At 76.5% G+C, this 23394-nt stretch carries 25 protein-coding genes; 9 read left to right on the forward strand and 16 right to left on the reverse strand.

Translation table 11 applies throughout. From position 1 onward, the window contains the following. Positions 1 to 48: 48 nt before the first annotated feature. The 5 genes from ACI79Z_RS09270 to ACI79Z_RS09290 all read left to right on the forward strand — a co-directional run bounded on the left by ACI79Z_RS09270 (position 49) and on the right by ACI79Z_RS09290 (position 5307). Positions 49 to 2322, forward strand: coding sequence for a cytochrome P450/oxidoreductase (locus ACI79Z_RS09270; protein WP_456902436.1), 2274 nt, complete (start codon positions 49 to 51; stop codon positions 2320 to 2322). Next, positions 2319 to 3338, forward strand: a complete 1020-nt coding sequence (locus ACI79Z_RS09275) for a Gfo/Idh/MocA family oxidoreductase (protein WP_387988138.1) — start codon at positions 2319 to 2321, stop codon at positions 3336 to 3338. The genes ACI79Z_RS09270 and ACI79Z_RS09275 overlap by 4 nt, the downstream gene beginning before the upstream one ends. Beyond that, positions 3335 to 4111 (forward strand): TIM barrel protein, encoded by a 777-nt coding sequence (locus tag ACI79Z_RS09280; RefSeq protein WP_456902437.1) that lies wholly within the window; start codon positions 3335 to 3337, stop codon positions 4109 to 4111. Before ACI79Z_RS09275 ends, ACI79Z_RS09280 begins: the two co-directional genes overlap by 4 nt. Before the next feature lie 138 nt (positions 4112 to 4249). After that, positions 4250 to 4978, forward strand: coding sequence for a GntR family transcriptional regulator (locus tag ACI79Z_RS09285; protein WP_387988140.1), 729 nt, complete (start codon positions 4250 to 4252; stop codon positions 4976 to 4978). 125 nt (positions 4979 to 5103) lie between these two features. Further along, the gene (locus ACI79Z_RS09290) at positions 5104 to 5307 is read left to right on the forward strand and encodes a hypothetical protein (RefSeq protein ID WP_387988141.1); all 204 of its coding nucleotides are present in this window, start codon (positions 5104 to 5106) and stop codon (positions 5305 to 5307) included. 17 nt (positions 5308 to 5324) lie between these two features. On the opposite strand, the gene ACI79Z_RS09295 is transcribed toward ACI79Z_RS09290, so the two are convergent. Further along, positions 5325 to 5915 carry a hypothetical protein gene (locus tag ACI79Z_RS09295; RefSeq protein ID WP_456902438.1) on the reverse strand — a complete coding sequence of 197 codons (591 nt, stop codon included), beginning with the start codon at positions 5913 to 5915 and terminating at the stop codon, positions 5325 to 5327. Positions 5916 to 5988: 73 nt separating this feature from the next. Then, entirely contained in the window at positions 5989 to 6249 is a 261-nt protein-coding gene (locus ACI79Z_RS09300; protein WP_387988143.1) for a hypothetical protein, read from the reverse strand. Between the two features lie 96 nt (positions 6250 to 6345). Between ACI79Z_RS09300 and ACI79Z_RS09305 the strand changes: the two genes are divergently transcribed. Continuing rightward, a complete protein-coding gene (locus ACI79Z_RS09305) occupies positions 6346 to 7077 on the forward strand; it encodes an MBL fold metallo-hydrolase (protein ID WP_456902439.1) in 732 nt (243 codons plus the stop codon). Between the two features lie 85 nt (positions 7078 to 7162). Further along, positions 7163 to 7978 carry a DUF899 family protein gene (locus tag ACI79Z_RS09310; RefSeq protein ID WP_456902440.1) on the forward strand — a complete coding sequence of 272 codons (816 nt, stop codon included), beginning with the start codon at positions 7163 to 7165 and terminating at the stop codon, positions 7976 to 7978. Positions 7979 to 7988: 10 nt separating this feature from the next. On the opposite strand, the gene ACI79Z_RS09315 is transcribed toward ACI79Z_RS09310, so the two are convergent. The 12 genes from ACI79Z_RS09315 to ACI79Z_RS09370 all read right to left on the reverse strand — a co-directional run bounded on the left by ACI79Z_RS09315 (position 7989) and on the right by ACI79Z_RS09370 (position 20406). Beyond that, a complete protein-coding gene (locus ACI79Z_RS09315) occupies positions 7989 to 9482 on the reverse strand; it encodes a CoA-acylating methylmalonate-semialdehyde dehydrogenase (RefSeq protein ID WP_456902441.1) in 1494 nt (497 codons plus the stop codon). A gap of 23 nt (positions 9483 to 9505) precedes the next feature. Continuing rightward, positions 9506 to 10459, reverse strand: coding sequence for a sugar phosphate isomerase/epimerase family protein (locus ACI79Z_RS09320; protein WP_387988147.1), 954 nt, complete (start codon positions 10457 to 10459; stop codon positions 9506 to 9508). Next, positions 10456 to 11529: a Gfo/Idh/MocA family protein gene (locus tag ACI79Z_RS09325; RefSeq protein ID WP_456902442.1), complete on the reverse strand. Its 1074-nt coding sequence runs from the start codon at positions 11527 to 11529 to the stop codon at positions 10456 to 10458. Before ACI79Z_RS09325 ends, ACI79Z_RS09320 begins: the two co-directional genes overlap by 4 nt. Beyond that, positions 11526 to 12488: a TIM barrel protein gene (locus ACI79Z_RS09330; protein ID WP_387988149.1), complete on the reverse strand. Its 963-nt coding sequence runs from the start codon at positions 12486 to 12488 to the stop codon at positions 11526 to 11528. The genes ACI79Z_RS09325 and ACI79Z_RS09330 overlap by 4 nt, the downstream gene beginning before the upstream one ends. Positions 12489 to 12509: 21 nt before the next feature. After that, the gene (iolD, locus tag ACI79Z_RS09335) at positions 12510 to 14435 is read right to left on the reverse strand and encodes a 3D-(3,5/4)-trihydroxycyclohexane-1,2-dione acylhydrolase (decyclizing) (protein WP_387988150.1); all 1926 of its coding nucleotides are present in this window, start codon (positions 14433 to 14435) and stop codon (positions 12510 to 12512) included. Then, the gene (iolB, locus tag ACI79Z_RS09340) at positions 14432 to 15379 is read right to left on the reverse strand and encodes a 5-deoxy-glucuronate isomerase (RefSeq protein ID WP_456902443.1); all 948 of its coding nucleotides are present in this window, start codon (positions 15377 to 15379) and stop codon (positions 14432 to 14434) included. Before iolB ends, iolD begins: the two co-directional genes overlap by 4 nt. Continuing rightward, positions 15376 to 16311 carry a class I fructose-bisphosphate aldolase gene (locus ACI79Z_RS09345; protein ID WP_387988152.1) on the reverse strand — a complete coding sequence of 312 codons (936 nt, stop codon included), beginning with the start codon at positions 16309 to 16311 and terminating at the stop codon, positions 15376 to 15378. Before ACI79Z_RS09345 ends, iolB begins: the two co-directional genes overlap by 4 nt. Next, entirely contained in the window at positions 16304 to 17305 is a 1002-nt protein-coding gene (iolC, locus tag ACI79Z_RS09350) for a 5-dehydro-2-deoxygluconokinase (RefSeq protein WP_456902444.1), read from the reverse strand. The genes ACI79Z_RS09345 and iolC overlap by 8 nt, the downstream gene beginning before the upstream one ends. 129 nt (positions 17306 to 17434) lie before the next feature. Further along, the gene (locus ACI79Z_RS09355) at positions 17435 to 17815 is read right to left on the reverse strand and encodes a hypothetical protein (protein ID WP_387988154.1); all 381 of its coding nucleotides are present in this window, start codon (positions 17813 to 17815) and stop codon (positions 17435 to 17437) included. A 191-nt stretch (positions 17816 to 18006) separates the two neighbouring features. Beyond that, positions 18007 to 19206 carry an MFS transporter gene (locus ACI79Z_RS09360; RefSeq protein WP_456902445.1) on the reverse strand — a complete coding sequence of 400 codons (1200 nt, stop codon included), beginning with the start codon at positions 19204 to 19206 and terminating at the stop codon, positions 18007 to 18009. Positions 19207 to 19264: 58 nt separating this feature from the next. Next, a complete protein-coding gene (locus ACI79Z_RS09365; RefSeq protein WP_387988156.1) occupies positions 19265 to 19819 on the reverse strand; it encodes a TetR/AcrR family transcriptional regulator in 555 nt (184 codons plus the stop codon). Then, entirely contained in the window at positions 19816 to 20406 is a 591-nt protein-coding gene (locus ACI79Z_RS09370) for a sugar O-acetyltransferase (RefSeq protein WP_456902446.1), read from the reverse strand. The genes ACI79Z_RS09365 and ACI79Z_RS09370 overlap by 4 nt, the downstream gene beginning before the upstream one ends. Positions 20407 to 20526: 120 nt before the next feature. On the opposite strand from ACI79Z_RS09370, the gene ACI79Z_RS09375 reads away from it, so the two are divergent. Both ACI79Z_RS09375 and ACI79Z_RS09380 read left to right on the forward strand, forming a co-directional pair. Beyond that, positions 20527 to 21405 (forward strand): alpha/beta fold hydrolase, encoded by an 879-nt coding sequence (locus ACI79Z_RS09375; RefSeq protein ID WP_456902447.1) that lies wholly within the window; start codon positions 20527 to 20529, stop codon positions 21403 to 21405. An 86-nt stretch (positions 21406 to 21491) separates the two neighbouring features. Beyond that, positions 21492 to 21689, forward strand: coding sequence for a DUF1918 domain-containing protein (locus ACI79Z_RS09380; protein ID WP_387988159.1), 198 nt, complete (start codon positions 21492 to 21494; stop codon positions 21687 to 21689). 410 nt (positions 21690 to 22099) lie between these two features. Here the strand turns inward: ACI79Z_RS09380 and ACI79Z_RS09385 are convergent, their stop codons facing one another. Both ACI79Z_RS09385 and ACI79Z_RS09390 read right to left on the reverse strand, forming a co-directional pair. Further along, complete coding sequence (locus tag ACI79Z_RS09385; protein WP_456902448.1) at positions 22100 to 22879, reverse strand: PadR family transcriptional regulator; 780 nt, start codon at positions 22877 to 22879, stop codon at positions 22100 to 22102. Between the two features lie 59 nt (positions 22880 to 22938). Then, complete coding sequence (locus ACI79Z_RS09390; protein ID WP_387988161.1) at positions 22939 to 23394, reverse strand: hypothetical protein; 456 nt, start codon at positions 23392 to 23394, stop codon at positions 22939 to 22941.

Below are 23394 nucleotides of genomic sequence, written 5' to 3' on the forward strand. Positions count from 1 at the left end.
CCGGCCGGACCGGCGACGGCACCGCCCGCACCGCGCAGGGAGCCCGCCGTGACGACCACCGCCCCCCGCACCGCCACCGCGATCGAGTACGACCCGTTCCGGCCGGACTTCTACACGTCCGACCCCTTCGCCCTGTACCGCCGGATGCGCGACGAGGCACCGGTGTGGCACAGCGAGCGCTGGGGCTGGTACGTGCTGACCCGCTTCGAGGACGTGCGGGCGGCCGCGCTCGACGCGGACACCTTCCGCAGCTTCGAGGGCATGGACATCGACGACAGCCGCCTCGAGCAGGCGCCGCCGGGGTCGATCGGGAGCATGGACAACCCCCGGCACGACCAGGTCCGCTCGGTCGTCCAGCCGTACTTCGTGCCCCGCCGGATCGCCGACCGGGAGGACGGCATCCGCGCCGTCGTCCGCGGGCTGGTCGGCTCCTGGCGGGACCGCGGCACCGGCGGGCGGGGCACGGTCGACATCGCCCAGGAGCTGGCCTGGCCGATGCCCTTCGACGTGTTCTTCCACCTCATGGGCCTGCCGGGCCGGCACGACCCCGACCCCCTCGAGCAGGCGCGCCGCGAGCAGCTGGAGCACTGGACGCACGAGCTCAAGGACCGCGTGCCCGGCACCCCGCACCTCACCCCCGTGGCGCGGGCGGCCACCGCCGGCGTGCAGCAGTTCTTCATCGACCTGCTCGACGACCGCCGCCGCGCCGCCCGCGACGACCTGGTCACGCGGTTCGTGCAGGCCGACGTCGACGGCGTGCCGTTCGTCCCGGAGCGGGTGACGACGGAGTCCGAGGTCAGCGGCCTGATGATGATCCTGTTCCTCGGCGGCGTGGAGTCCACCGCCGGGCTGACCGGGACGCTGTTCCAGCTGCTGGCCGAGAACCCGGACCAGCGGGCGCTGCTGCGGGCCGACCCCTCGCTGATCCCGGCCGCGGTCGAGGAGGCGATGCGGCTGGTCACCCCGCTGCAGCTCACCGCCCGCACCACCTCCCGCGAGGTGACGCTGCACGGCGTGACGATCCCGGCCGGCGGCCGCGTCGTCCTGGTCATGGGCGCGGCCAACCGCGACGAGCGGCAGTTCCCCGACCCCGACGCGTTCGACGTCACCCGGCCCCGCGGCCGCCACCTCGGCTTCGGCGAGGGCGTGCACGGCTGCCTGGGCGCCCCGCTGGCCCGGCTCGAGGCGCGGATCGCGCTGGAGGAGGCGCTGCCGGTGCTCGGCGACTACGAGCTCGCCGGCCCGCCGGTCTTCTACCCGAGCTCCCCGAACATGTACGTCTGGAAGAACCTGCCGATCAGCTTCGGCGGGGCCGCCCGGCACCGCCCGCACGTCGAGGAGGTCCGGCACCGCACCACCAGCGTCACCCTCGCCGCCACCGAGTTCGAGGCGCCGGCCCGGGTGGCGGCCAAGCGCGAGGTCGCCGACGGCGTGGTGGAGCTGGTGCTGCGCGCGGCCGACGGCTCACCGCTGCCGGCGTGGGAGCCGGGCGCGCACGTCGACCTGGTCCTCGACGGGGCGCCCACCCGGCAGTACTCCCTGTGCGGCGACCCCGCCGACCACTCCGCGTACCGGCTCGGCGTGCTGCGCGACCCCGACGGGCGCGGCAGCTCCCGGTACGTGCACGACACCCTCCGGGAGGGCGACCCCGTGCGGGTGCGCGGCCCGCGCAACAACTTCCCGCTCGCGCCCTCGCCGCGGTACCTGTTCATCGCCGGCGGCATCGGCATCACGCCGGTCCTGCCGATGGTCCGGGCGGCCGAGGCGGCCGGCGCCGACTGGCGGCTGGTCTACGGCGGCCGGCGCCGCGCCTCCATGGCCTTCCTCGACGAGCTGGCCCCCCACGGCGACCGGGTGTCGGTCCGCCCGCAGGACGAGACCGGCCTGCTCGACCTGCCCGCGCTGCTCGGCACCCCGCAGCCGGACACCCTCGTCTACTGCTGCGGCCCCGAGCCGCTGCTCGCGGCGGTCGAGCGCGCGGTCGCCGGCTGGCCCCCGCGGTCGCTGCGCGTGGAGCGCTTCGCGCCGCGCCCGCGGACCGGGCCGGTGCGCGACGAGCCGTTCGAGGTGGTGCTGCGGCGCAGCGAGCTGACCCTGCCCGTGCCGGTGGACCGCTCGATCCTGGAGGTGGTGGAGGCGGCCGGGGTCGGGGTGCTGTCCTCCTGCGCGGAGGGCACCTGCGGCACCTGCGAGACGGCGGTGCTGGCCGGCACCCCCGACCACCGCGACTCCGTGCTCAGCGACGACGAGCGGCAGGCCGGCGACTGCATGATGATCTGCGTCTCCCGCGCCGCGGGCCCGCGTCTGGTGCTGGACCTGTGACCGCCGGCCCGCTGGGCGTCGCCCTCCTGGGGTCGGGGCGGATGGGCGCCTTCCACGCGCAGACCCTGGCCCGGCGGCTGCCGTCCGCGCGGCTGGTGGCCGTGGCCGACCCCGCGCAGGGCGCCGCCGAGTACCTGACCGGGGTGCTCGGCGCGGGCCGGGCCTACACCGACGCGGCGCAGGTGTGGGACGACCCGGAGGTCGACGCCGTCGTGGTGGCCGCGCCGGCCCGCGCGCACGCCGACCTCGTGGTCGCCGCCGCGGCCGCCGGCCGGCACGTGTTCTGCGAGAAGCCGATGGCGGTGACGCTGCCCGACGCCGACCGCGCCATCGACGCCGCCCGCGCCGCCGGCGTGGTGCTGCAGGTGGGCTTCAACCGCCGCTTCGCCCCGGACTGGGCCGCCGCCCGGGCCCTCCTGGACGACGGCATGCTGGGCACGCCGCGGCTGCTGCGCTCGCTGACCCGCGACCCGGGCGGCTTCGTCCCGGCGCGGGTGCGGCCGGACACCGTCTTCCTGGAGACGCTGATCCACGACTTCGACACGCTGCGGTTCCTGCACCCGGGCGCGGAGGCGGTGGAGGTGCACGCCGTCGCCGACGCGCTGGTCGAGCCGGCCTGGCGGGACCGGGGGCTGCTGGACACCGCGGTCGTCGTCGTCCGCTTCGCCGACGGCGCGATGGGGGTCGCCGAGGCCTGCTTCGAGGCGTCCTACGGCTACGACGTCCGCGGCGAGGTGCTCGGCTCCGGCGGCATGGCCACCATGGGCGACGGCCGCCGCACCGGCATGGTGTTCTCCGGCCCCGGCGGCCGGGTGGCGGAGACCGTCCGCAGCGACCAGGAGCTGTTCGCCGGCGCCTACACCGCCGAGCTCGCGGCGTTCGTCGACGCCGTCCGCGGCCGGACGCCGCCCCCGGTCACCGGGGAGGACGCCCGCGCGGCGCTGGCGATCGCGCTGGCCGCCGCGGAGTCGGTCCGGGCGGGCCGGCCGGTGCGGACCGACGAGGTGGAGAAGTGAGCCGGTACCGGCTCGCGGCGTCGGCGGAGATGCTGTTCCTCGACCTGCCGTTCCCCGAGCGGGTGCGGCGGATCGCCGCCGCCGGTCTCGAGGTCGAGCTCTGGGACTGGACGGCGAAGGACCTCGACGCGCTCGCCGGCACCGGCGCCACGTTCTCCTCGATGACCGGCTACGTCACCGGCACACTCGCCGACGACGACGGCGCGGCCGAGCTGCTGCGCACCGCCGAGCTGTCGCTGGCGGCCGCCGAGCGGCTGGACTGCCCCCGGCTCAACGTGCACGGCACCGGGCTGGACGCCCGCGGGCTGCCCGTCGTCCCCGCGGTCGTCGTGACCCCGGCGATGTGGCTGACCGCCGCCCGCACGCTGACCCGGCTGGCGGGGCTCGGCGAGCGGGCCGGGCGGGTGTTCACCCTGGAGAACCTCAACACCGCCGTGGACCACCCGGGCACCCCGTTCGCCCGGGCCGCGGACACCATCGCGCTGGTCGAGGCCGTGGGCAGCCCGCACCTGCGGCTCAACCTCGACCTCTACCACGCGCAGATCGGCGAGGGGAACCTGGTCGCGCTGGTGGAGCGGGCGCTGCCGCTGGTCGGCGAGGTGCAGGTGGCCGACGTCCCGGGGCGGTGCGAGCCGGGCACCGGCGAGATCCGCCACGAGGCGGTCGCGGCCGCGCTCGACCGGCTCGGTTACGACGGCGTCGTCGCGCTGGAGGGCTGGGCGTCCGGCGACCCGGACGACGCGCTGAAGGCGTTCCGCGCCGCCTACGGCTGACGTGTTTGTCCGGACGTCCTGATGTCCGGCTGCCCCGATGTGGGGACGACAGGAGGTGCCCGCCCGGGTGCGATCATCGGGGACGCGGGAAGCGGGTCTCCGGACCGACCCGCGGTGCTCGCTTCCCGGGAGGCAGACGTGCTCACCTTCGACATCGACCGCTCCAGTCCCACGCCGCTGTACTTCCAGCTGGCGCAGGCCATCGAGGGGGCGATCACCGGCGGCTCGCTGCCCCCGGGCTCGCGGCTGGAGAACGAGCTGCTGCTGGCCCAGCGCTACGGGCTGTCCCGGCCGACGGTCCGCCGCGCGGTGCAGGAGCTGGTGGACAAGGGCCTGCTGGTCCGCAAGCGCGGCGTGGGCACCCAGGTGATCCAGCCGCACGTCCGCCGGTCGGTGGAGCTCACCAGCCTCTACGACGACCTGTCCCGCGCCGGCGAGGCGCCGACGACCGAGGTGCTGTCCCTGGAACGGCGGCCCGCGCCGGCCGACGTCGCCGGGGAGCTCGACCTCGCGCCGGGGGAGGAGATCGTGGTGGTCCGCCGGCTGCGCCGCTCGCACGGCGAGCCGCTGGCGCTGATGACCAACCACCTGCCCGGCCGGTTCGACCCGTCGGTGGAGGACCTCACCGAGCGGGGGCTCTACCAGTACCTGCGCGCGCAGGGGGTGCACCTGCGGGTGGCCCACCAGCGGATCGGCGCGCGCCTGGCCCGGGCCGACGAGGCGCGGCTGCTGCAGGAGCCGCCGCGGGCGGCGCTGCTGACCATGGAGCGGACGGCGTTCGACGACAAGGGCGGCGCGGTGGAGCTCGGCCGGCACGTCTACCGCGCGTCCCGCTACGACTTCGAGACGACGCTCGTCGGCCGCTGACGGCGGCCGGTGTGCCCGGTCACGGTGCGCACACTCACAGGCCGGATGCCGCACCGCCGCGCCGCGCGCGAGGACGATGGAGTCGGTACAGAGAAGACGACGCAGACGCAGCTCGGAGAACCGCCATGTCCACCCTCCTCACCCCCTCCCGCCGCGGCTCGGTGTGGCAGCGGTCCCGCCGCGCCCTCGAGCGCGAGCTGGCCGACTACGCCACGACCGCCGACCGCGACGACCTCACCGCCCTGCTCGAGGGCCGCGGCTCCGGCGAGAGCCTCGCCGCCGAGATCCTGGGCCGCCAGGCGCACCGGGCGCTGTTCGCCCGCGCCTGACCCGTCCGGCGGGCGGGCTAGGGCAGCCGCTCGAGCTCCCCGCCGTCCCACTCCCAGCGGACGGTCATCCGCCCGGACGGCCCGCCGGCGTGGGTGTCGCCCGGCTCGTACACCCGCATGACCGCCACCACCCGGCCGTCCTCGACCGAGAGCCCGTCCGGGTCGTAGACCGGCGGCAGGACGTCGGCCCGCGGCAGCGTGCGCGGGCTCGGCAGCACGGCCAGCCGGCGGCCGCCGGCGTCGAGGACGTGCACCTCCTCGACGATCCCGTTCGACGGCTGCGGGGAGCACCGCAGCAGGACGACGGTGTCCGGCCGGCCGTCGCCGTCGACGTCCCCGCTCACCGCGGCGCCGAGGGAGACGTCGAACCAGTCGTAGGGACCCGCGGCGGCCGGCACCCGCGCCGACCCGTCCCGCAGGGTCGCCGCGAACCCGTCCGGGACGACGCCGTCGCAGGTCACGGTGTAGGTGGTGTTCCGCCAGTCGGGGACGCGCGTCGCCGGAGCCGCCGGGGCGGGGGAGGCGCCCGGGTCACCGGCGCAGCCGGCCAGCAGGAGGCACGCCCCCACACCGGCCGCGCTCAGCCGGCGGATCGCCGCGTTGGACATCGGGCCTTCCCTCGGCCGGGGCGGAGGAACGGGGGAGCACCCCTCCGGACCGAGCGTCCCACCGTCCGGGCCCTCAGGCGAACGGGTTCTCGCCGGCCTCGACCTGCGCCGCGAGCTCCCGCAGCGCCGCCCGGTCCGGCGTGCCGCCGGCCTCCCGCACCGCGGCCCCCAGCGCGGCGGCCACCTCGTCCGCCGGCCGTCCCGCCATGCGGTCGGCGACCGCGGCCAGCGTGGGCGCGACCCGCTCGCTGAGCAGCTGCTCCCGCCGCGGGTCCGGCGGGCGCAGCAGCCGCAGCAGCTCCTCCTGCAGCCCGCTCCGGGGTCGGCGTCCCACCGGCTCCCTCCCTCCGACGGCCCGGCCAGTCGACACCCCGCCGGGCGGCCGGGCAAGCCCCGCGGCGCTACCGTCCGGGCGAGGGAGGGAGCGCCGGTGCACGAGGTCACCGAGGACGTCTCCTGCGTGCCGGGCACCGCGGTCAACCGGGTGCTGGTCCGCGACGGCCGCGACCTGACCCTGGTCGACGCCGGGTACCCGGGCGACGCCGCGGGCCTCGCCGACGCCGTCCGCGCCCTGGGCTCCCGGCCGGAGGACGTGCGCGCCGTCCTGGTCACGCACGCCCACGTCGACCACGTCGGCGGGCTGTCCGCCCTCACGCCGGGCACCCCCGTCCTCGTGCACCCGGACGAGCTGCCGAACGCCCGCGGGGAGCGCCGCGAGCAGGCCACGCCGCTCGACGTCGCCGTCCGGGCCTGGCGGCCGCGGGTCGCCCGGTGGGCGCTGTCGATCGTGCGGGCCGGGGCGACCGGGCACCCCCTCGTCGCCGGCGCGCTGCCGCTCCCGGACGGCGGCCCGGACGGCGGCGCGCTGGACCTCCCGGGCGGGCCGGTCCCCGTGCCCACGCCCGGCCACACCTCGGGGCACACCGCCTACCTGTTCCCGCGGGACGGGGTGGTGGCGACCGGCGACGCGCTGGTCACCGGGCACCCGACGTCGCGGGTGCGCGGACCGCAGCTGCTGCCGGGGTTCTTCTCCGCCTCGCCGGACCGCGCCCGGGACGCCCTCGGCGCGCTCGCCGCGCTGCCGGCCGACCTGCTCGTCCCCGGCCACGGCGACCCGTGGCGCGGCGACCTCGCCGCCGCGGTGGCCCTGGCCCGTCGGTGACGGGGGCTCCCGCCGCGATGAGTTCCGGCCGGGGCGGGGGTCCTCCCTGGGAACCGCCGGCGACGAGATCCCCCCGGAGGACGCCATGACGACCGTCCCGGACCGCCCCGCCCCCGCGCCCACCGGCCGCCCGCCCGTCGTCGACCGGGCCACCTGGCAGGCCGCCCGGGACGAGCTCCTGGTCCGCGAGAAGGCGCACACCCGCGAGGGCGACGCCATCGCCGCGGCCCGCCGCCGGCTGCCGATGGTGGAGGTCGACGGCGCGGCCGAGGTCGTCGGACCCGGTGGCCCGGTCCCGTTCCCCGACCTGTTCCAGGGCCGCGACGAGCTCCTCGTGTACCACTCCATGTGGTACGACGGCGCGCCGCACCAGGGGCAGTGCGAGGGCTGCACCTTCAACCTCTGGCACCTGCGGGACGCCGTCTACCTCGACGCCCGCGGCGTCTCCTCCGCCGTCGTGACCTCGGGCCCCTGGGACGAGGTGGCGCCCTTCGTGGAGTTCATGGGGTACGCCCAGCCCTGGTACTCGGTGCGGGGCGCGGAGGAGCGGATCGCCACGGAGGAGGGGCACCTGTCCTGCTACCTGCGCGACGGCGACCGCGTCTTCCTCACCTACTCCACGACCGGCCGGGGCAACGAGCCGGCCGACGGGACTCTCGGCCTGCTCGACATGACGCCCTACGGCCGCCGCGAGGCGTGGGAGGACGTCCCCGAGGGCTGGCCCGCGGCCCCGCAGGTCGGCTCACCGGTCGGCGGGCACGGCGCGCCGATCTGCTGGTACTGGCGCTCGGACGCCGACGGGAACGCCGCCTGGGGCCCGACCAGCCGCCCCGTGCCCCAGTGGACCCGCCCCGGCGCGACCCCCGTGGACACCCTCGGCCGGCACGCCCACCACCACTGACCGGGCGCGCTCAGGCGTTCTGCGGGAAGCCCAGGTTCAGGCCGCCGTGACTCGGGTCGAGCCAGCGGGAGGTGATGACCTTGCCGCGGGTGAAGAAGTGCACGCCCTCGGCGCCGTGGGCGTGGGAGTCGCCGAAGAGGCTGTTCTTCCACCCGCCGAAGGAGTAGTAGGCCATCGGCACCGGGATCGGCACGTTGATGCCGATCATCCCGACCTCGACCTCGTGCTGGAACCGCCGGGCGGCGCCGCCGTCGTTGGTGAAGATCGCGGTGCCGTTGCCGTACTCGTTGCGGTTGACCAGCTCGACGGCGTGCTCGTAGCTGTCCACCCGCAGCACCGACAGCACCGGGCCGAAGATCTCGTCGGTGTAGACGCTCATGCCCGGCTCGACGTGGTCGACCAGCGTCGGGCCGAGCCAGAAGCCGTCCTCGGCGCCGTCGGGCTGCACCTGCCGGCCGTCGACGACCAGCTTCGCGCCCTCCTCCTCACCGGCCTCGACGTAGGACTCGACCCGGTCGCGGTGCCGCTTGCTGATCAGCGGGCCCATGTCGCAGCCCTTGCGCCCGTCGCCGGTGCGCAGCGTCCGGGTGCGCTCGGCGATCCGGGCGACCAGGTCGTCGCCGATCCCCCCGACGGCGAGCACGGCGCTGATGGCCATGCAGCGCTCGCCGGCCGAGCCGAACCCGGAGTTGACCGCGGCGTCGGCGGCCAGGTCCAGGTCGGCGTCGGGGAGGACGACCATGTGGTTCTTGGCTCCGCCCAGGGCCTGCACCCGCTTGCCGTGCCGGGTGCCGGTCTCGTACACGTACCGGGCGATCGGGGTGGATCCGACGAAGGACACCGACCTGATCCCGGGGTGCTCGAGCAGCCGGTCGACCGCGACCTTGTCGCCCTGCAGCACGTTGAAGACGCCGTCGGGCAGCCCCGCCTCCTGCCACAGCTCGGCCATCCACAGCGACGCGGAGGGGTCCTGCTCGCTGGGCTTGAGGACGACGGTGTTGCCGGTGGCGATCGCGATGGGGAAGAACCACATCGGGACCATCGCCGGGAAGTTGAACGGGCTGATGACCGCCACCGGGCCGAGCGGCTGGCGGACGGAGTGGACGTCGACGTTGGTCGAGGCGTTCTCGGTGAACCCGCCGCGCACGAGCGAGGGCACGCCGCAGGCGTACTCCACGACCTCCTGGCCGCGGGAGACCTCGCCGAGCGCGTCGTCGAGCACCTTGCCGTGCTCGGCGGTGATGATCGCGGCCAGCTCGGGCTTGCGGGCGTTGAGCAGCTCGCGGAAGCGGAACAGGACCGCGGTGCGCCTGGCCAGCGAGGTGTCGCGCCAGGCGGGGAAGGCCGCGGTCGCCGCGGCGACGGCCGCGTCGACCTCCTCGGTCGAGGCCAGGGCGACCTCGCCGAGGACCTCACCGGTCGCCGAGTCGGTCACCTCTGCGGTGCGGCCGCCGGCGCCCTCGCGGCGGGCGCCGTCGATCCAGTGGGGGATGGAGGTGGGCATGGCTGCTACTCCCGGGGTGGGTGTCACGGAGCGGTGTCGTCGGGGAGCGGTGTCTGCGGGAAGTTCGGCCGTTCCGACGCGCCGGTGTCGGGTCGGGCGGCGCCGCGGCCGGCGTCGTCGGGGAAGTGCTTGGCGACCAGCTCGCGGATGGCCTCGAGCATGCGCGTCCCGGACTCGCGGGCCTGGTCGTCCCAGCCGAACACGCAGGTGGTGAGGACCCCGTCGAAGCCGGTGCCGGCCAGCGCGGCGAAGGCCTCGTCGAAGTCGACGTCGCCACGGCCGATCTCCATGTGCTGGTGGACGCGGGTGGTGTTACCGGGCGGGTTGGTGATGTAGCGCAGCCCGTCGGAGGCACGGTGGTCCATCGAGTCGGCGACGTGCACGTGGGTGAGCAGGTCGCCGGCGTGCGCGATGATCCCGGCGGCGTCGTCGCCCTGGTGGAAGGTGTGCGGCGTGCAGTAGAGGAACGACACGCACGGCGAGTCGATGCCGCGGACCATGTCGACCGCGGGGTGGCCGAGCTCGATGAAGTCGTCCGGGTGCGGCTCGAGGGCCAGCCGGAGCCCCTCCCGCTCGAGGACGGGCAGCAGCTCCTCCATCGACCGCCAGAACATCGCCTCGGCGAGCTCCGGCGCCTCGGGGCGGCCGTTGAACTCCGAGTTCACCGTGTCCACGCCGAGCTCGACGGTGATCTCGATCGCCCGCCTCCAGTAGCGCACCGCCGCCTGCCGCTCGTCCTCGCCGGGCCCGGACCAGCGCATGACCGGCAGCACCGAGGTGACGCCGACGCCGGCGTCGGCGAGCCGCGACCGGAACGCGCGGACGGTGGCCAGGTCCACGCGGGGGTGCTTGAAGAACGGGACGAAGTCCTCCCGCGGGGACAGCTCGATCCACTCGTAGCCCATCGCGGCGACGACGTCGGGCAACTCCAGCAGCGGCGTGGTCCGCAGCATCTGCGGGTCCAGGGCGATCCTCACCGCTGTTCCAGCCGGACCTCGGTGCGCCGTCCGGTGCGCAGCGCCTCGACGCCGGCCGCGCACACCGCCTGGGCCGCGTAGCCGTCCCACGCGCCGGGGCCGTCGATCCCGCCGCGGCGGGCGGCGTCGGTCCACCGCTGCAGCTCGACGTCGTAGGCCCGGCCGAAGCGCACGCGGAAGTCCGGCGCGATGCCGGCCGACCGGGACGGGCCCGCCGCCCCGCCGGACGTGCGCAGCAGCCCGGCGTCGAGGCCGATCACGGCGCTGCCGTCCTCGCCGACCACCTCGGTGCGGACCTCGTAGCCCACCCCGGTGCTGACGAAGACCTCGACGTCGACCAGCCGGCCGCCGGTGGTCTCGAACAGGACCAGCAGCGGGTCGGACTGGCCCGCGACCGCGTGCCGGGTCGCCCGCGGCCGCAGCACGGTGACCGCGGCGATCTCCTCGTCCAGGAGGAACCGGGCGACGTCGACCTCGTGGACCACCGAGTCGTTGACCATCATCTCGCTGGTGAAGTGCGGCGGGACCGCGGCGTTGCGGTGGGCGCAGTGCACGATCAGCGGCTCGCCCAGCCCGCCCTCGGCGACCAGGGCCCGCAGCTGGGCGTACTCGGGGTCGAAGCGGCGCATGAAGCCGACCTGCACCAGCCGCCGGCCCGTGCGGGCGGTGTACGCGTCCTCCGCGCGCACGACGGCGATGGAGCTGTCGGCGTCCATCGTGAGCGGCTTCTCGCACAGCACCGGCTTGCCGTGCTCGATGCAGGCGAGCACCTGCTCCTCGTGGAACTGCCCGGGGGTGGCGACGAGGACGGCGTCGACGCCGTCGTCGGCGATCGCGGCGAGCGGGTCGCCGACCACCCGGCAGCCGGGCACGCCGGCGGCCACCTGCTCGGCCTTCTCGGCGGAGGCGTCGCTGACCGTGACCACCTCCGCGCCGGAGATGCGGCTGTGGAGGCGGGCGACGTGGTCGGCGCCCATCATGCCGACCCCGAGCACGGCGACCCGGAGCCCGCGTGCCGGGACGTCGGCCATCGCCGGGAGGACACCGGCCTGCGTCTCCGTGGTGGTCACGCCCGGGCCTCCGATCCGGGTGCGGGGGTCCTCGGGGCGCCGATCTGCAGCGACGGCAGTCGGCATCCGGCGATGTGCCGGTGGGTGCGCCGGGCGATGGGGAGGGGCCGGTCGGGCGGGCAGGGGTACATGTCCTGCTCGACGATCGCGAAGACGTCCAGACCGAGCTCCTCGATCGCCTCGAACAGCGGCGGGTAGGCGGGCACGCCGTGGGGCGGTTCCACGAAGGCGTCCATCCTGACCGCGTCCGGCCAGGTCACGTCCTTCTCCAGCACCTCGTCGATCACCTGCGGGTCGACCTGCTTGAGGTGCAGGTAGCCGATCCGCTCCGGGTAGCGGTGGATCAGGTCGAGGTTGTCGCCGCGGTAGTAGCTGACGTGCCCGGTGTCCAGGCACAGCGGCACGTACCCGGGATCGGTGTCGGCGAGGAACCGCTCGATGTCGCGCTGCCAGCCGACGTGGCTCTCGGCGTGGGGGTGGTAGGCGATCGTGAGCCCGTACTCCTCCCGGATCGCGCGGGCCAGCCGGTCCACCCCGCTGGTCTTCGCCCGCCACGCCTCGGGGGTGAGCTCGCGCGGCTCGACGTCGGCGCCGGTCTTCTGGTCGCGGAAGGTGTCGGGGATGACCACCACGTGGGTGCCTCCGGTGGCCCGGGTCAGCGCGGCGACGTCCTTGACCTGGCTCCACACCGCGTCCCAGGAGTCGGGCCGGTGCAGGTGCTCGAAGACGGTGCCGGCGGACACCTGCAGGCCCCGCGCGGAGAGCTCGTCGGAGAGCCGCGCCGGGTCGGTGGGCAGGTAGCCGTAGGGACCCAGCTCGATCCACTCGTAGCCGCAGGCGCTGACCTCGTCGAGGAAGCGCTGCCACGGCACCTGTTCCGGGTCGTCGGGGAACCAGACGCCCCACGAGTCGGGAGCCGAGCCCACCCGGATCCGCGCGCGGCCGTGCTGCTCTGTCATGGGTGCTCCTCCTGGCGGGGATCAGGGCTGGGCAGGAGTGAGGTACGGGCGCTGGCGCGCCTTCTCCTCGGCGTAGACGGCGCGGGCGCGCCGGGTGCTCTCGAGCGTGGAGACCTCGCTGACCGGCACGTCCCACCACGACTCGCTGGAGGGCGCGTCGACGAGCGGGTCGGTCTCGACGTGCACGACCGTCGTCCGGTCGCTCGCCTTGGCCTTGCGGAGGGCGGCCTCCAGGCTCGGTCCGTCCTGGGCGGAGAGGACGTCGACGCCGAGGCTGGCGGCGTTGGCGGCCAGGTCGACCGGCAGCACGTCCCCGTCGAGCCGGCCGGAGCCCGACCGGTACCGGTAGCGGGTGCCGAACCGCTGCGACCCGAGGGACTCCGAGAGCGCGCCGATCGAGGCGAAGCCGTGGTTCTGCACCAGGACGACGACCACCTTCACGCCCTCCTGGACGGCGGTGACCAGCTCAGTCGGCATCATCAGGTAGGAGCCGTCGCCGATCATGACGAACACATCACGGTCCGGGCTGGCCATGCGGACGCCGATGCCGCCGGGGATCTCGTAGCCCATGCACGAGTAGCCGTACTCGACGTGGTAGCCCTTGGGGTCCCGGACCCGCCACATCTTGTGCAGGTCCCCGGGCATCGACCCGGCCGCGCACACCACCACGTCGCGCGGCGCGGACACCTCGTTGACCAGCCCGATGACCTCGTTCTGGGTGAGCCGGCCCCCGCTGCCGGGTGCGGCCGGGTGGTAGGCGGCCTCGACCGTGGCCTCCCACGCGGCGGCGAGCTCGGCGGTGCGGGCGCGGTACGCGTCGTCGACCGACCAGCCGGCCAGCGCCCCGGTCAGCGCGGTGAGCGCCTCGCGGGCGTCGGCCTGCACCGTCACGCCGGCGTGCTTGGCGGCGTCCACCGCCGCGACGTTGACGTTGACGAACCGCACGCCCGGGTCGGCGAAGGCGGTGCGCGAGGCGGTGGTGAAGTCCTGCCAGCGGGTGCCGACCCCGATGACGACGTCGGCCTCGCGGGCCAGCGCGTTGGCCGCCGTGGTGCCGGTGGAGCCGATCGCGCCGACCGACCGGGGGTGGTCGAAGGGCAGCGCGCCCTTGCCGGCCTGGGTCTGCGCGACCGGGATGCCGGTGGCCGTGGCGAACGCGTCCAGCGCCGCGGTGGCGGAGGAGTAGACGACGCCGCCCCCGGCGACGAGCAGCGGCCGGCGGGCCGTCCGGACCACCTCGACGGCGCGCTGCAGGGCGGCCGGCTCGGGCTGCGGGCGCCCGACGTGCCAGGTGCGCGGGGCGAACAGCTCCACCGGCCAGTCGAACGCCTCGGCCTGCACGTCCTGCGGGAGGCAGACGGTGGCCGCGCCGGTCTCGGCGGGGTCGGTGAGCACCCGCATCGCACCGAGCAGCGCGGCGGGCAGCTGCTCGGGCCGCTCCACCCGGTCGAACCACCGCGACACGGGGCGGAGGGCGTCGTTGACCGAGACGTCGCCGCTGTCGGGGCGCTCGAGCTCCTGCAGCAGCGCGCCGGCGGCGCGGGTGGCGAAGGTGTCGGCGGGCAGCAGCAGCACCGGCAGCCGGTTGACCGTGGCCAGCGCCGCGCCGGTGACCAGGTTGGTCGCCCCGGGCCCGATGCTGGTGGTCACCGCCCAGGTCTGCAGCCGGTCCTTCGCGCGCGCGTAGCCGACGGCGGTGTGCACCATCGCCTGCTCGTTGCGGCCGAGCACGTAGGGCAGCGCCCGCGGGGACTCCAGCTCGGCCTGCAGCAGCGCCTGGCCGAGGCCGGCGACGTTGCCGTGGCCGAAGATGCCCAGGCAGCCGGCGAACAGCCGCTGCCGGTGCCCGTCGCGCTCGGTGGACTGCTGGGCGAGGAAGCGCACCACGGCCTGGGCGACGGTCATCCGGGCGGTCCCGGGACGGGCCTGCGGCGGGGTCTGGCTCACGAGGGGGACGCTCCCTCCGGGTCGGGGCGGTGGGTGGGCAGCGGCAGCCGGGGGTCGACGTCCTCGTCGGCCCACGTGCCGCGGACCCAGGCGTGCGCGGGGTCGTCGACGATCCGCCACGCCCGCTCGGGGCCGGGGCCGGCCATGACGTTGAGGTAGTAGAGGTCGTGGCCGGGCGCGGCGATCGAGGGTCCGTGCCAGCCGTGCGGCACCAGGACGACGTCGCGGTCGCGGACCTCGGCGAGCACGTCGACCGGCCGCTCGGGGGTGCCGTACACGCGGTGGTAGGCCAGGCCGGGCTGGCCCTGCGGGCCGGTGGCGACCTCGAAGTAGTAGACCTCCTCGAGCTCGGTCTCCACCGCGGAGGTCTCGTCGTGCTTGTGCGGCGGCCAGCTCGACCAGTTGCCGCCGGGGGTGAGCACCTCGCAGGCGATGACCGAGTCGGCCTCGAGGACGTCGGCGGTGGCGAAGTTGTGCACCTGCCGGCTGCTCCGGCCGGCGCCGCGCAGCTCGACCGGCACCGCGGCGGCCGGGCCGTAGCGGACGGGGTACCGGCGCCGCGCGCGGGCGCCGCACAGGGCGAACCGGCCGCCGTTGCGGCTGGTCAGCTCGGCGGTGGCCCCCAGCGGGAGGTAGGCGAAGTCCGTCGGCCCGGCGAAGACGCAGCTGCGGCCGGCCAGGGGGAGCACCTCCCCGTCGCAGGCGACGGTGACCCCGCCCTCCAGCGGGACGACGACGACCTCGTCGGGCCCGGTGTCCAGGACGTGCCGGCCGCCGGCGGGCAGCTCGAGGACGCGGAGCCCGGTGTGGCCCCAGCCGGCCGACTCGGGCGTGACCTCCAGCGCGTACGGGCCGGCGGCGGCGGACCCGGCGGGCAGGTGCAGGGAGCGGGAGCCGGGGGCGGTGGTCCGCGGGGCGGTGGTGCGCGGGGCGGTGGCGGTCACGGCCGGCTCCCTCCGTGGACGAGGGCGACGGCGGTGTCCACCGCGGCCTCCACGTCGTCGTCGGGCGGGTAGAGCAGCGTGCGGCCGACCACCAGGCCGCGCACCGGCGGCAGCGCGAGCGCGTCGCGCCACTGCGCGTAGGTCTCCTCCGGCCGGCGCGAGGGGTCCCCGCCGAGCAGCAGCGTGGGCAGCGTGGTCGCGTCCGCCACCCGCTCCATCTCCGCGACCACCGGCAGCTTCAGCCAGGTGTAGGCGGAGGTGGCGCCCAGGCCCTGCACGACGTGCACGCTCTTGATCACCGCGTCGGGGGACAGGTCGTTGACCACCCGCCCGTCGACCCGCCGGGACAGGAACGGCTCCAGGATCGCGACCAGCCCGGCGCGGGCCAGCGCGGTGACCGCGCGGCCGGCGGTCTCCAGCGAGACGACCGTGGCGGGGTCGTCGAGGTCGACGCGGTTGAGCATCTTGGCCGCGTCGAACCGGGCGTCGACCACGCCCTGCACGTCGTAGCCGGTCATCCGGTCGTCGATCTCGAACACCGAGCCGGCCAGGCCGCCGCGGTTCATCGAGGCGACGACCACCTTGTCCTCCAGCGCGCCGAGCAGCAGCAGGTCCTCGGCGACGTCGGCGGTGGCCAGCAGCCCGTCGACCCCGGGTCGGGCGAGCGCGGCGCGCAGCCGGTCGAGCATCTCCGTGCGGCTGTGCATCGCGGTGGGCCGGCCCTGCGCCGACAGCGCGCCGCGGGCGGGGTGGTCGGCGGCGATCAGCATCAGCCGGCCGTCGTCGGGGAGGAAGGCCGGTCGCCGGCGGCGGGTGGCCAGGGCCTGCGCGACCGCCTGCGGGGAGCGGCTGCGCAGCTCGGTGACCTCGGCGTAGGTGGCGCACACCGGCGCGGTCCCGACGGCGGGCAGGTGCACGGCGGTGTCAGACACGGGTGCCCTCCAGGCGGGGGGTGGGGACGGCCGGGCGGGCGGCGGCGACGTGGGCAGCCACCTCCGCCGCGGTGGGCATCGCGGTCGAGCACTCCAGCCGGGAGGCGACGATCGCGCCGGCGGCGTTGGCCTCGCGCAGCAGCTGCTCCAGCGGCAGGCCGGTGAGCAGCCCGTGGATCAGCGAGCCGCCGAAGGCGTCCCCGGCGCCGAGGCCGTTGACGACCTCGACCGGGGTCGGCGGGACGACGACCCGCTCGTCGCGGGTCGCGCCGAGGACCCCCTCCGGGCCCTGCTTGACGACCGCCAGCTCGACGCCGGCGTCCAGCAGCGCGTCGGCGGCCCGGTCCGGGTCGGTCTCACCGACGGCGACCTCGCACTCCTCGCGGTTGCCGACCGCCACGGTGACCGAGGGGAGCGCGGCGCTGACCTGCTCGGCGGCCGCCTCCCGGGAGGGCCAGAACACCGCCCGGTAGTCGAGGTCGAGGACGGTGTGCCGGCGGCGCCCGCGGGCCGCCCAGGCGGCGTGGTGGGCCGAGCGGCTCGGCTCCTCGGACAGGCCGGTGACCGTCGCCCACAGCAGCCGCGCGCCGCGGACCGCGTCGAGGTCGAGGTCCTCCGGCCGGATCTGCAGGTCCGGCGCGGTCGGGCGGCGGTAGAAGTAGATCGGGAAGTGGTCGGGCGGGAAGACCTCGCAGAAGGTGACCGGCGTGGCGTGGTGGGGGTCGACGACGACGAACCGGTCGTCGACCCCGAGCTCGCGCAGCGCCCGGCGCACGAAGCGGCCGAACGGGTCGTCGCCGACACCGCTGACCAGCGCGGGGGAGTGCCCGAGGCGGGCGGCGGCGACGGCGACGTTGGCCGCGCTGCCGCCGAGGTACTTGCCGAAGGACTCGACGTCCTCGAGCCCCACGCCGATCTGCAGGGGGTAGACGTCGACGCCGCTGCGCCCCATCACCACGACGTCGGGGGCGACTGCGTCGGGGGTGTCGTCCACGGTCCGCTCCGTCCTGTGCGTCGTGCCCCGTGGGACCCGACTGTGCGCCGCGACACCTTCCGGCGTCAAGGCTTTGTCAGGACATAGCGACATCTTGTCGTGAGCGCGGCACCCCGGTGGCCGCCCGGCTCAGCGGGGGTCGAACAGGACCACCTCGCCGGGCGTGACCGGGAACGGGTTGGCCCACCCCGAGGCGGTGCCGGTGATCGGCTGGGCGTCGGTGACCACGTGGTACGGCGTCCCCGGGTAGACGGCGAGCACGCGGGCGGGGTCGGTGAGCTCCTCGGTGTGCTCGAGCAGCTCGCCGCGGCGCAGCAGCCGCGTCGTCCGCCGCCCGCGCAGCTCGCGGCCCACCTCGGCCACCCACCGGGCGCCGTCCTGGTCGAAGGCGACCGAGCGCACCCGCGCGCCCGGCGGCGCGGGCTCGCAGCCGGCGAACTCGGCGAGGGCCTCGTAGAGCCGCTCGGCCTGGTCGTCGTCGGTGGCGCGGGGGAGGAAGAAGGCGGTCACCGGCCGATCCTGACCCCCGGTACCGACAGCCCGGGATGCGGACCGTGCACCGGGCGTGCACCCTGGGTGCACGTGCTCCGCCCCGGCCGAGTAGAGGGGGACTCCTCGCCGGGGCACCGGGCCAGGTTCCGAGCTCCGCTCCCTGGCCCGGCCGCCGGGACCCCGGTGGTGCACCACCGGATGCCGCGCCCTCAGGTCGTGCGGCTCACCGACGCCTTCAGCACCCGGCCGCACAGCACCGTGGCCACCCCGGCGACGACGGCGGTCAGGAGCCCGACCCGCAGGCTGGTCGCGTCGGCGAGCGCGCCCACCAGCGGCGGGGACACCAGGAAGCCGATCCGCAGCAGCCAGTTGACCAGCGTGAGCCCCACGCCGTGCCGCAGCCCCGGGAGGTCGTCGGCCGCGGCGTAGACGGCGGGGACCAGCGTCGCGACGCCCAGCCCGGCCAGGGCGAACCCGGCCAGCGTCGTGGCCAGCGACGGCACCGCCAGCGCCAGCCCCATGCCGGCGGCCACCATCGCGCCGCCGACACGGGCCACCCGGCGCTGCCCGAACCGGTCGACGACGCGGTCACCGGTCAGCCGGCCGACTGTCATCGCCAGCGACAGCGCGACGAACCCCAGCCCCGCGGCCGCCGCGCCCGTCCCCACCTCGGTGCGCAGCCACAGCGCGCTCCACGAGGAGCCGGCGTCCTCGACGAACGCCCCGCACGCGGCGAGCACGCCGAGCGCGGCCAGCGGCAGCGCGACCGCCCGCAGCGTCCCCCGCCCGCCCGCGGGCACGGCGTCGCCGGGCACCTCCTCCTGGTCGGGACCGGGCAGCATCGACCGGTGCGCCACCAGCGCGACGACGGCGAAGACGGCCGCGACCACGCCCAGGTGCACCCCGAGCGGGACGCGCAGGCCCGCCGCGGCGGAGCCCAGCAGCCCGCCCGCCACCGCGCCGATGCTCCAGAGGCCGTGGAAGGAGTTGAGGATCGACCGGTCGTAGGCCCGCTGCACCCGCAGGCCGTGCGCGTTCTGGGCGACGTCGACGACCGCGTCCAGCGCGCCGGCGACGAACAGCGCCCCGGCGAACAGCCACCACGAGGGCGCGACGGCGGCCCCCCAGACGGCGGCGGCCAGCGCCACCAGGCCCCAGGAGGCCACCCGCGCCGAGCCGAACCGGCGCATGAGCGCGGCCGAGGCCAGCGCGGACACCAGCGCGCCGAGCGGCAGGGCGGCCAGCGCCGCGCCGAGCTCGGCGTTGGAGACGCCCAGCCGGTCCTTGACCTCGGGCAGCCGGGGCACGAGGTCGGCGAAGAGCACCGCGTTGACGAAGAAGCAGGCGGCGACGGCGGCGCGGGCGGCGCGCAGCCGGGGCGGGGCGGTGACCGGGAGGGTGTCCGACACGGGTGTCCTGTCTGGAGGGGCGGGCGGTCAGGGCGGGTGGTCAGGGGTCGGGGGCGGGTCAGGCGGCGAAGCGGAGGATGGCGGCACGGATCTGGGCGCGGTCCATCGGGTCGGTGGACAGGGCGCTGTGCAGCACCAGCCCCTCGACCAGGGCGTCGAGCTCGCGGGCGGTCACCGGGTCGAAGTGGCGCTCCAGGCTCGCCCGGCTGCGCTGCATCCAGTCCTGGGTGACCGCGCGCAGCGCCGGCCGGCGGGCGGCGGCGACGTAGAGCTCGACGGCGAGCACGAGGTCCCGGCCGGAGCCGAGCAGGTCGCCGGTGAGGTGCTCGACCAGCGCGTCCAGGGCGGCGGCCCGGTCGGGAGCGGCGCACATGCGCGCGTCGAACCGGGCGGCCACCTCCTCGACGTGCCGGGTGAACGCCGCGGCGTGCAGCTCGTCCAGGCTCGCGAAGTGGTAGGTCATCGACCCCAGGGGCACGTCGGCGGCGCGGGCGATGGCCCGGTGCGTGGCGCCGGTGACGCCGGCGTCGGCGATGACGTCCAGCGCCGTGGCCACCAGCCGGTCGCGGCGGCCGGGGTCGTGCCGCCGCGGCCGCCGGACGGGGGTGCTCACCCCCGGTCCAGCTCGCGGACCACCCGGGCCGGGTTGCCGACGGCGACCACGCCGGCCGGCAGGTCCCGCGTCACGACCGACCCGGCGCCGACGACGGTGTCCGCGCCGATGCTGACGCCGGGCAGCACGATCACCCCGCCGCCGAGCCACACGTTGTCGCCGATGGTGATCGGCCGCGCGGCCTCCCACTTGTCCCGCCGGGGCCCGGGCTCCACCGGGTGGGTGGGGGTGAGCAGCTGGACGTTCGGCCCGATCTGCACGTCGTCGCCGATGGTGATCGCCGCGACGTCGAGGGCGACCAGGCCGACGTTGGCGAAGCAGCGGGCGCCGACGCGGATCCGGCTGCCGTAGTCGACGTACAGCGGCGGGCGGATCTCGGTGCCCTCGCCGACCGAGCCGAACAGCCGCCCGAGCAGCTCCCGGCGCAGCGGCCGCTGGCGGACCGAGGTGGCGTTGTAGGCGGCCACCAGGTCCAGGGCGGTGGCGCTCTCCTCGCCGATCTCGGGGTCGTCGGCGACGTAGAGGTCGCCGGCGAGCATCCGCTCGCGCATGGTCCGGCCGTCGTCCGGGGCGGGCAGCGAGGTCATGCGGACGAGCGTACACATCCATGCGGACGCCCGTACGCATCGCCGGGGGGCGGCGCGCCGATGACTTCCGTCCGCCGCGACGGTCCACCCCTCGACACCACCGCTCCCGGGAGGCCCCAGATGACCAGCACCGCCCCCGCGCTCGAGACCCGCACCCTCGAGGTGCCCGGCGCCGTCCTCGCCTACGACGTCCGCCCCGGCCCGGCCGGCGCGCCGGTGCTGCTGCTGGTCGGCTCGCCCATGGCCGCGGCCGGCTTCGGCACGCTGGCCGGGTACTTCGCCGACCGCACGGTGGTCACCTACGACCCGCGCGGCTCCGAGCGCAGCCGCCGCACCGACGGCGCCGCGACGAGCACGCCCGAGGAGCACGCCGACGACCTGTCCCGCGTCGTCGCCGCGGTCGGCGGCGGTCCGGTCGACGTCTTCGCCAGCAGCGGCGGCGCGGTCAACGCGCTGACCCTCGTCGCCCGCCACCCCGGGCGGGTGCGCACGCTGGTCGCGCACGAGCCGCCGTCGGTGCGGTACGTGCCCGACGCCGCGGAGGCCTCGGCCGCCACCCACGCCGTGGGGGAGGCCTACCGGCGGTCCGGCTTCGGCGCCGGCATGGCGGCCTTCGTCCGGCTGGTCGCCCACCGCGGCCCGGTGACGCCCGACCTCGCCGGCCCCGCCCCCGACCCCGCCCTGTTCGGCCTGCCCACCGAGGACGACGGCTCGCGCGACGACGTCCTGCTCGGGCAGAACCTCGTCTCGTGCACCCATCACGAGCACGACGTCGCGGCGCTGCGGGCCGCGCCCACCCGGGTCGTGGTCGCCGTCGGCGCCGGGTCCGAGGGAGAGCTCGCGCACCGCGGCGGCGTGGGCGTCGCCGAGGCGCTGGGGACCGCCCCGGTCGTCTTCCCCGGCGGGCACGCCGGCTTCCTCGGCGGCGAGTACGGCCAGACCGGGGAGCCCGCGGCGTTCGCGGCCCGGCTGCGCGAGGTGCTCGACGGGACGGCCTGAGGGCCTTGTCCCGTCCCGGCGGCAGCGGGAGGCTGGGTCCGCCAGGACGAGCTGTGAACAGGGCCAGCCACCGCCGGGAGGTCGCCGTGGAAGCGCGCGTGGGGGACAGGATCGTCGTCCGCTCGACCCACCAGGGGGAGCCGGACCGCACCGGACGGGTGCTCGAGGTCCGCGGACAGGGCGGGGCGCCGCCGTACGTCGTCCAGTGGGACGCCGACGGGCACACCGGCGTCTTCTACCCGGCGGGCACCTGCGCCGTCGTCCCCGAGCCGGCCGAGGCGTAGGAGCGGGGGCCGTCCCCTCGCGGGACGGCCTCCCCGCAGGTCGGCAGCGGACGCCCGTCCGGCGTGCCCGCCCGGCGCCGCCCACCCCTCCGGCGGCCGCGGGTGGCCCCGCGCGCCTGCCCGGTCGCGTCCGGGCTCGAGCACGGCCGGACCGGCCGCGGCAGGCGCGCGGCAGGCGCGCGGCAGGCGTGCCGCCACTCGTGGAGCCGGCGGGCGCCCGCGCCGTCCCCATGACCGTTATCCCCAACTTCCGTCACGATCGGGCGGGACCGGCACAGAAGCGCACGGCGAGACGGGCCCCGGCCACGCCTCGTGCACGTCCCGACGTCCCGGGGCAGGACGAGGCGACCCCCGGCGCGCCGGTGCTCCCGCCGCGGGACGCCGCGACGGGAGCACCGGAGGTGGGGAGGTCAGGCGTGCGGGGTCTCCGGCGTGCCGGCGTGCGGCGTGCCGTCGGGCCCCTCGGCGAGCAGCAGGTACAGCGCGCGGCGGGCCTCGGCGAGGACGCCGGCCGCGGCGGTGAGCTGGGCCTCGGTGCCGGTGCGCGCCACCTGGCGGACCGCGCCGTGCAGCTGGTCGAGCAGGCCGCGCAGGTCCGCGGTGGGGGCGCCCGCGGTGCCGCCGCCGAACGGGTCGTTCCCGGTGCCGCGCAGCTCCTCGACGGCGCTGCGGCCGGCGTCGGTGAGGGTGGCGAGCTTGCGGCCGGCGTCGGCGGTCACCGTGACCAGGCCCTCGTCCTCGAGTTGGCTGAGGGTCGGGTAGATCGCACCGGGGCTGGGCGTCCACCGCCCGCCGCTGCGCTCGGCGACCGCCTGCATGAGCTGGTAGCCGTGCATGGGCTGCTCGGCCAGCAGCAGCAGGACGGCGGCGCGGACGTCGCCGCGCGGGGCCCGCCCGCGGCCGCCGCGGCGCCGCCACCCGGCCGCCGGGTCGGAACCCGGGCCGAAGCCGGGGCCACCGGGTCCTCCCGGGCCGCCGAAGCCGGGACCGAAGCCGGGGCCGGGGCCGAAACCGGGGCCACCGGGGCCGCTCGGGCCGCCGAAGCCGGGGCCACCCGGGCCGCCGAAGCCGAAGCCGGAGGGCCCGGAGCCCCCGCCGCCGGGCCCGCCCGGGCCGAACCCGCGCGGCCGCTGGCCGCGCCCGTGCCCGCGGCCGCCGGGCCGCCATCCCTCGGATCGTGAGTCGTGCACCGTGACCGCCTCCTGACGTATCGGATGACAGTAACGATATATCGTGATGCGACGGTCGTCTAGGAGCCGAAGGAGTGCGCCGCGATCGCCTGGACGGCCGCCTCGCCGAGTGCGTCGACCTCGGCGGCGAGCACGCGCAGGGGGACGGGCTCCCCGGAGCGGAGCCGGTCGGTGAGCCGGCGGGCGACCTGGCCGATCCGCCCGGCCGGGTCGACGCCGGGCTCGGCGGGCGCGGGCGGGACCACCGACCAGGGCTGGTCGATCTCCGCGCTCAGCGCCGGCAGCCGGCGCAGGAGGGCCGCGCTCTCGGCGGCCAGCCGCCACCAGGTGCCCGGCCGCAGCTCCGGGGGCCCGGACCCGCCGGCGGCCGCCCAGCGCAGCAGGCGCACCACCTCGCCCCAGACCACGTCGGAGACGACGTCGCCGACCGGCCCGCCGCCGGGGGAGCGCCGGGCGAGCACGAGGGCGCGGGTCGCTGCGGGGTCGAACAGCCAGGGCGCGGTGTCGCGGTCCAT

Source organism: Geodermatophilus sp. SYSU D00663, from assembly GCF_054050655.1.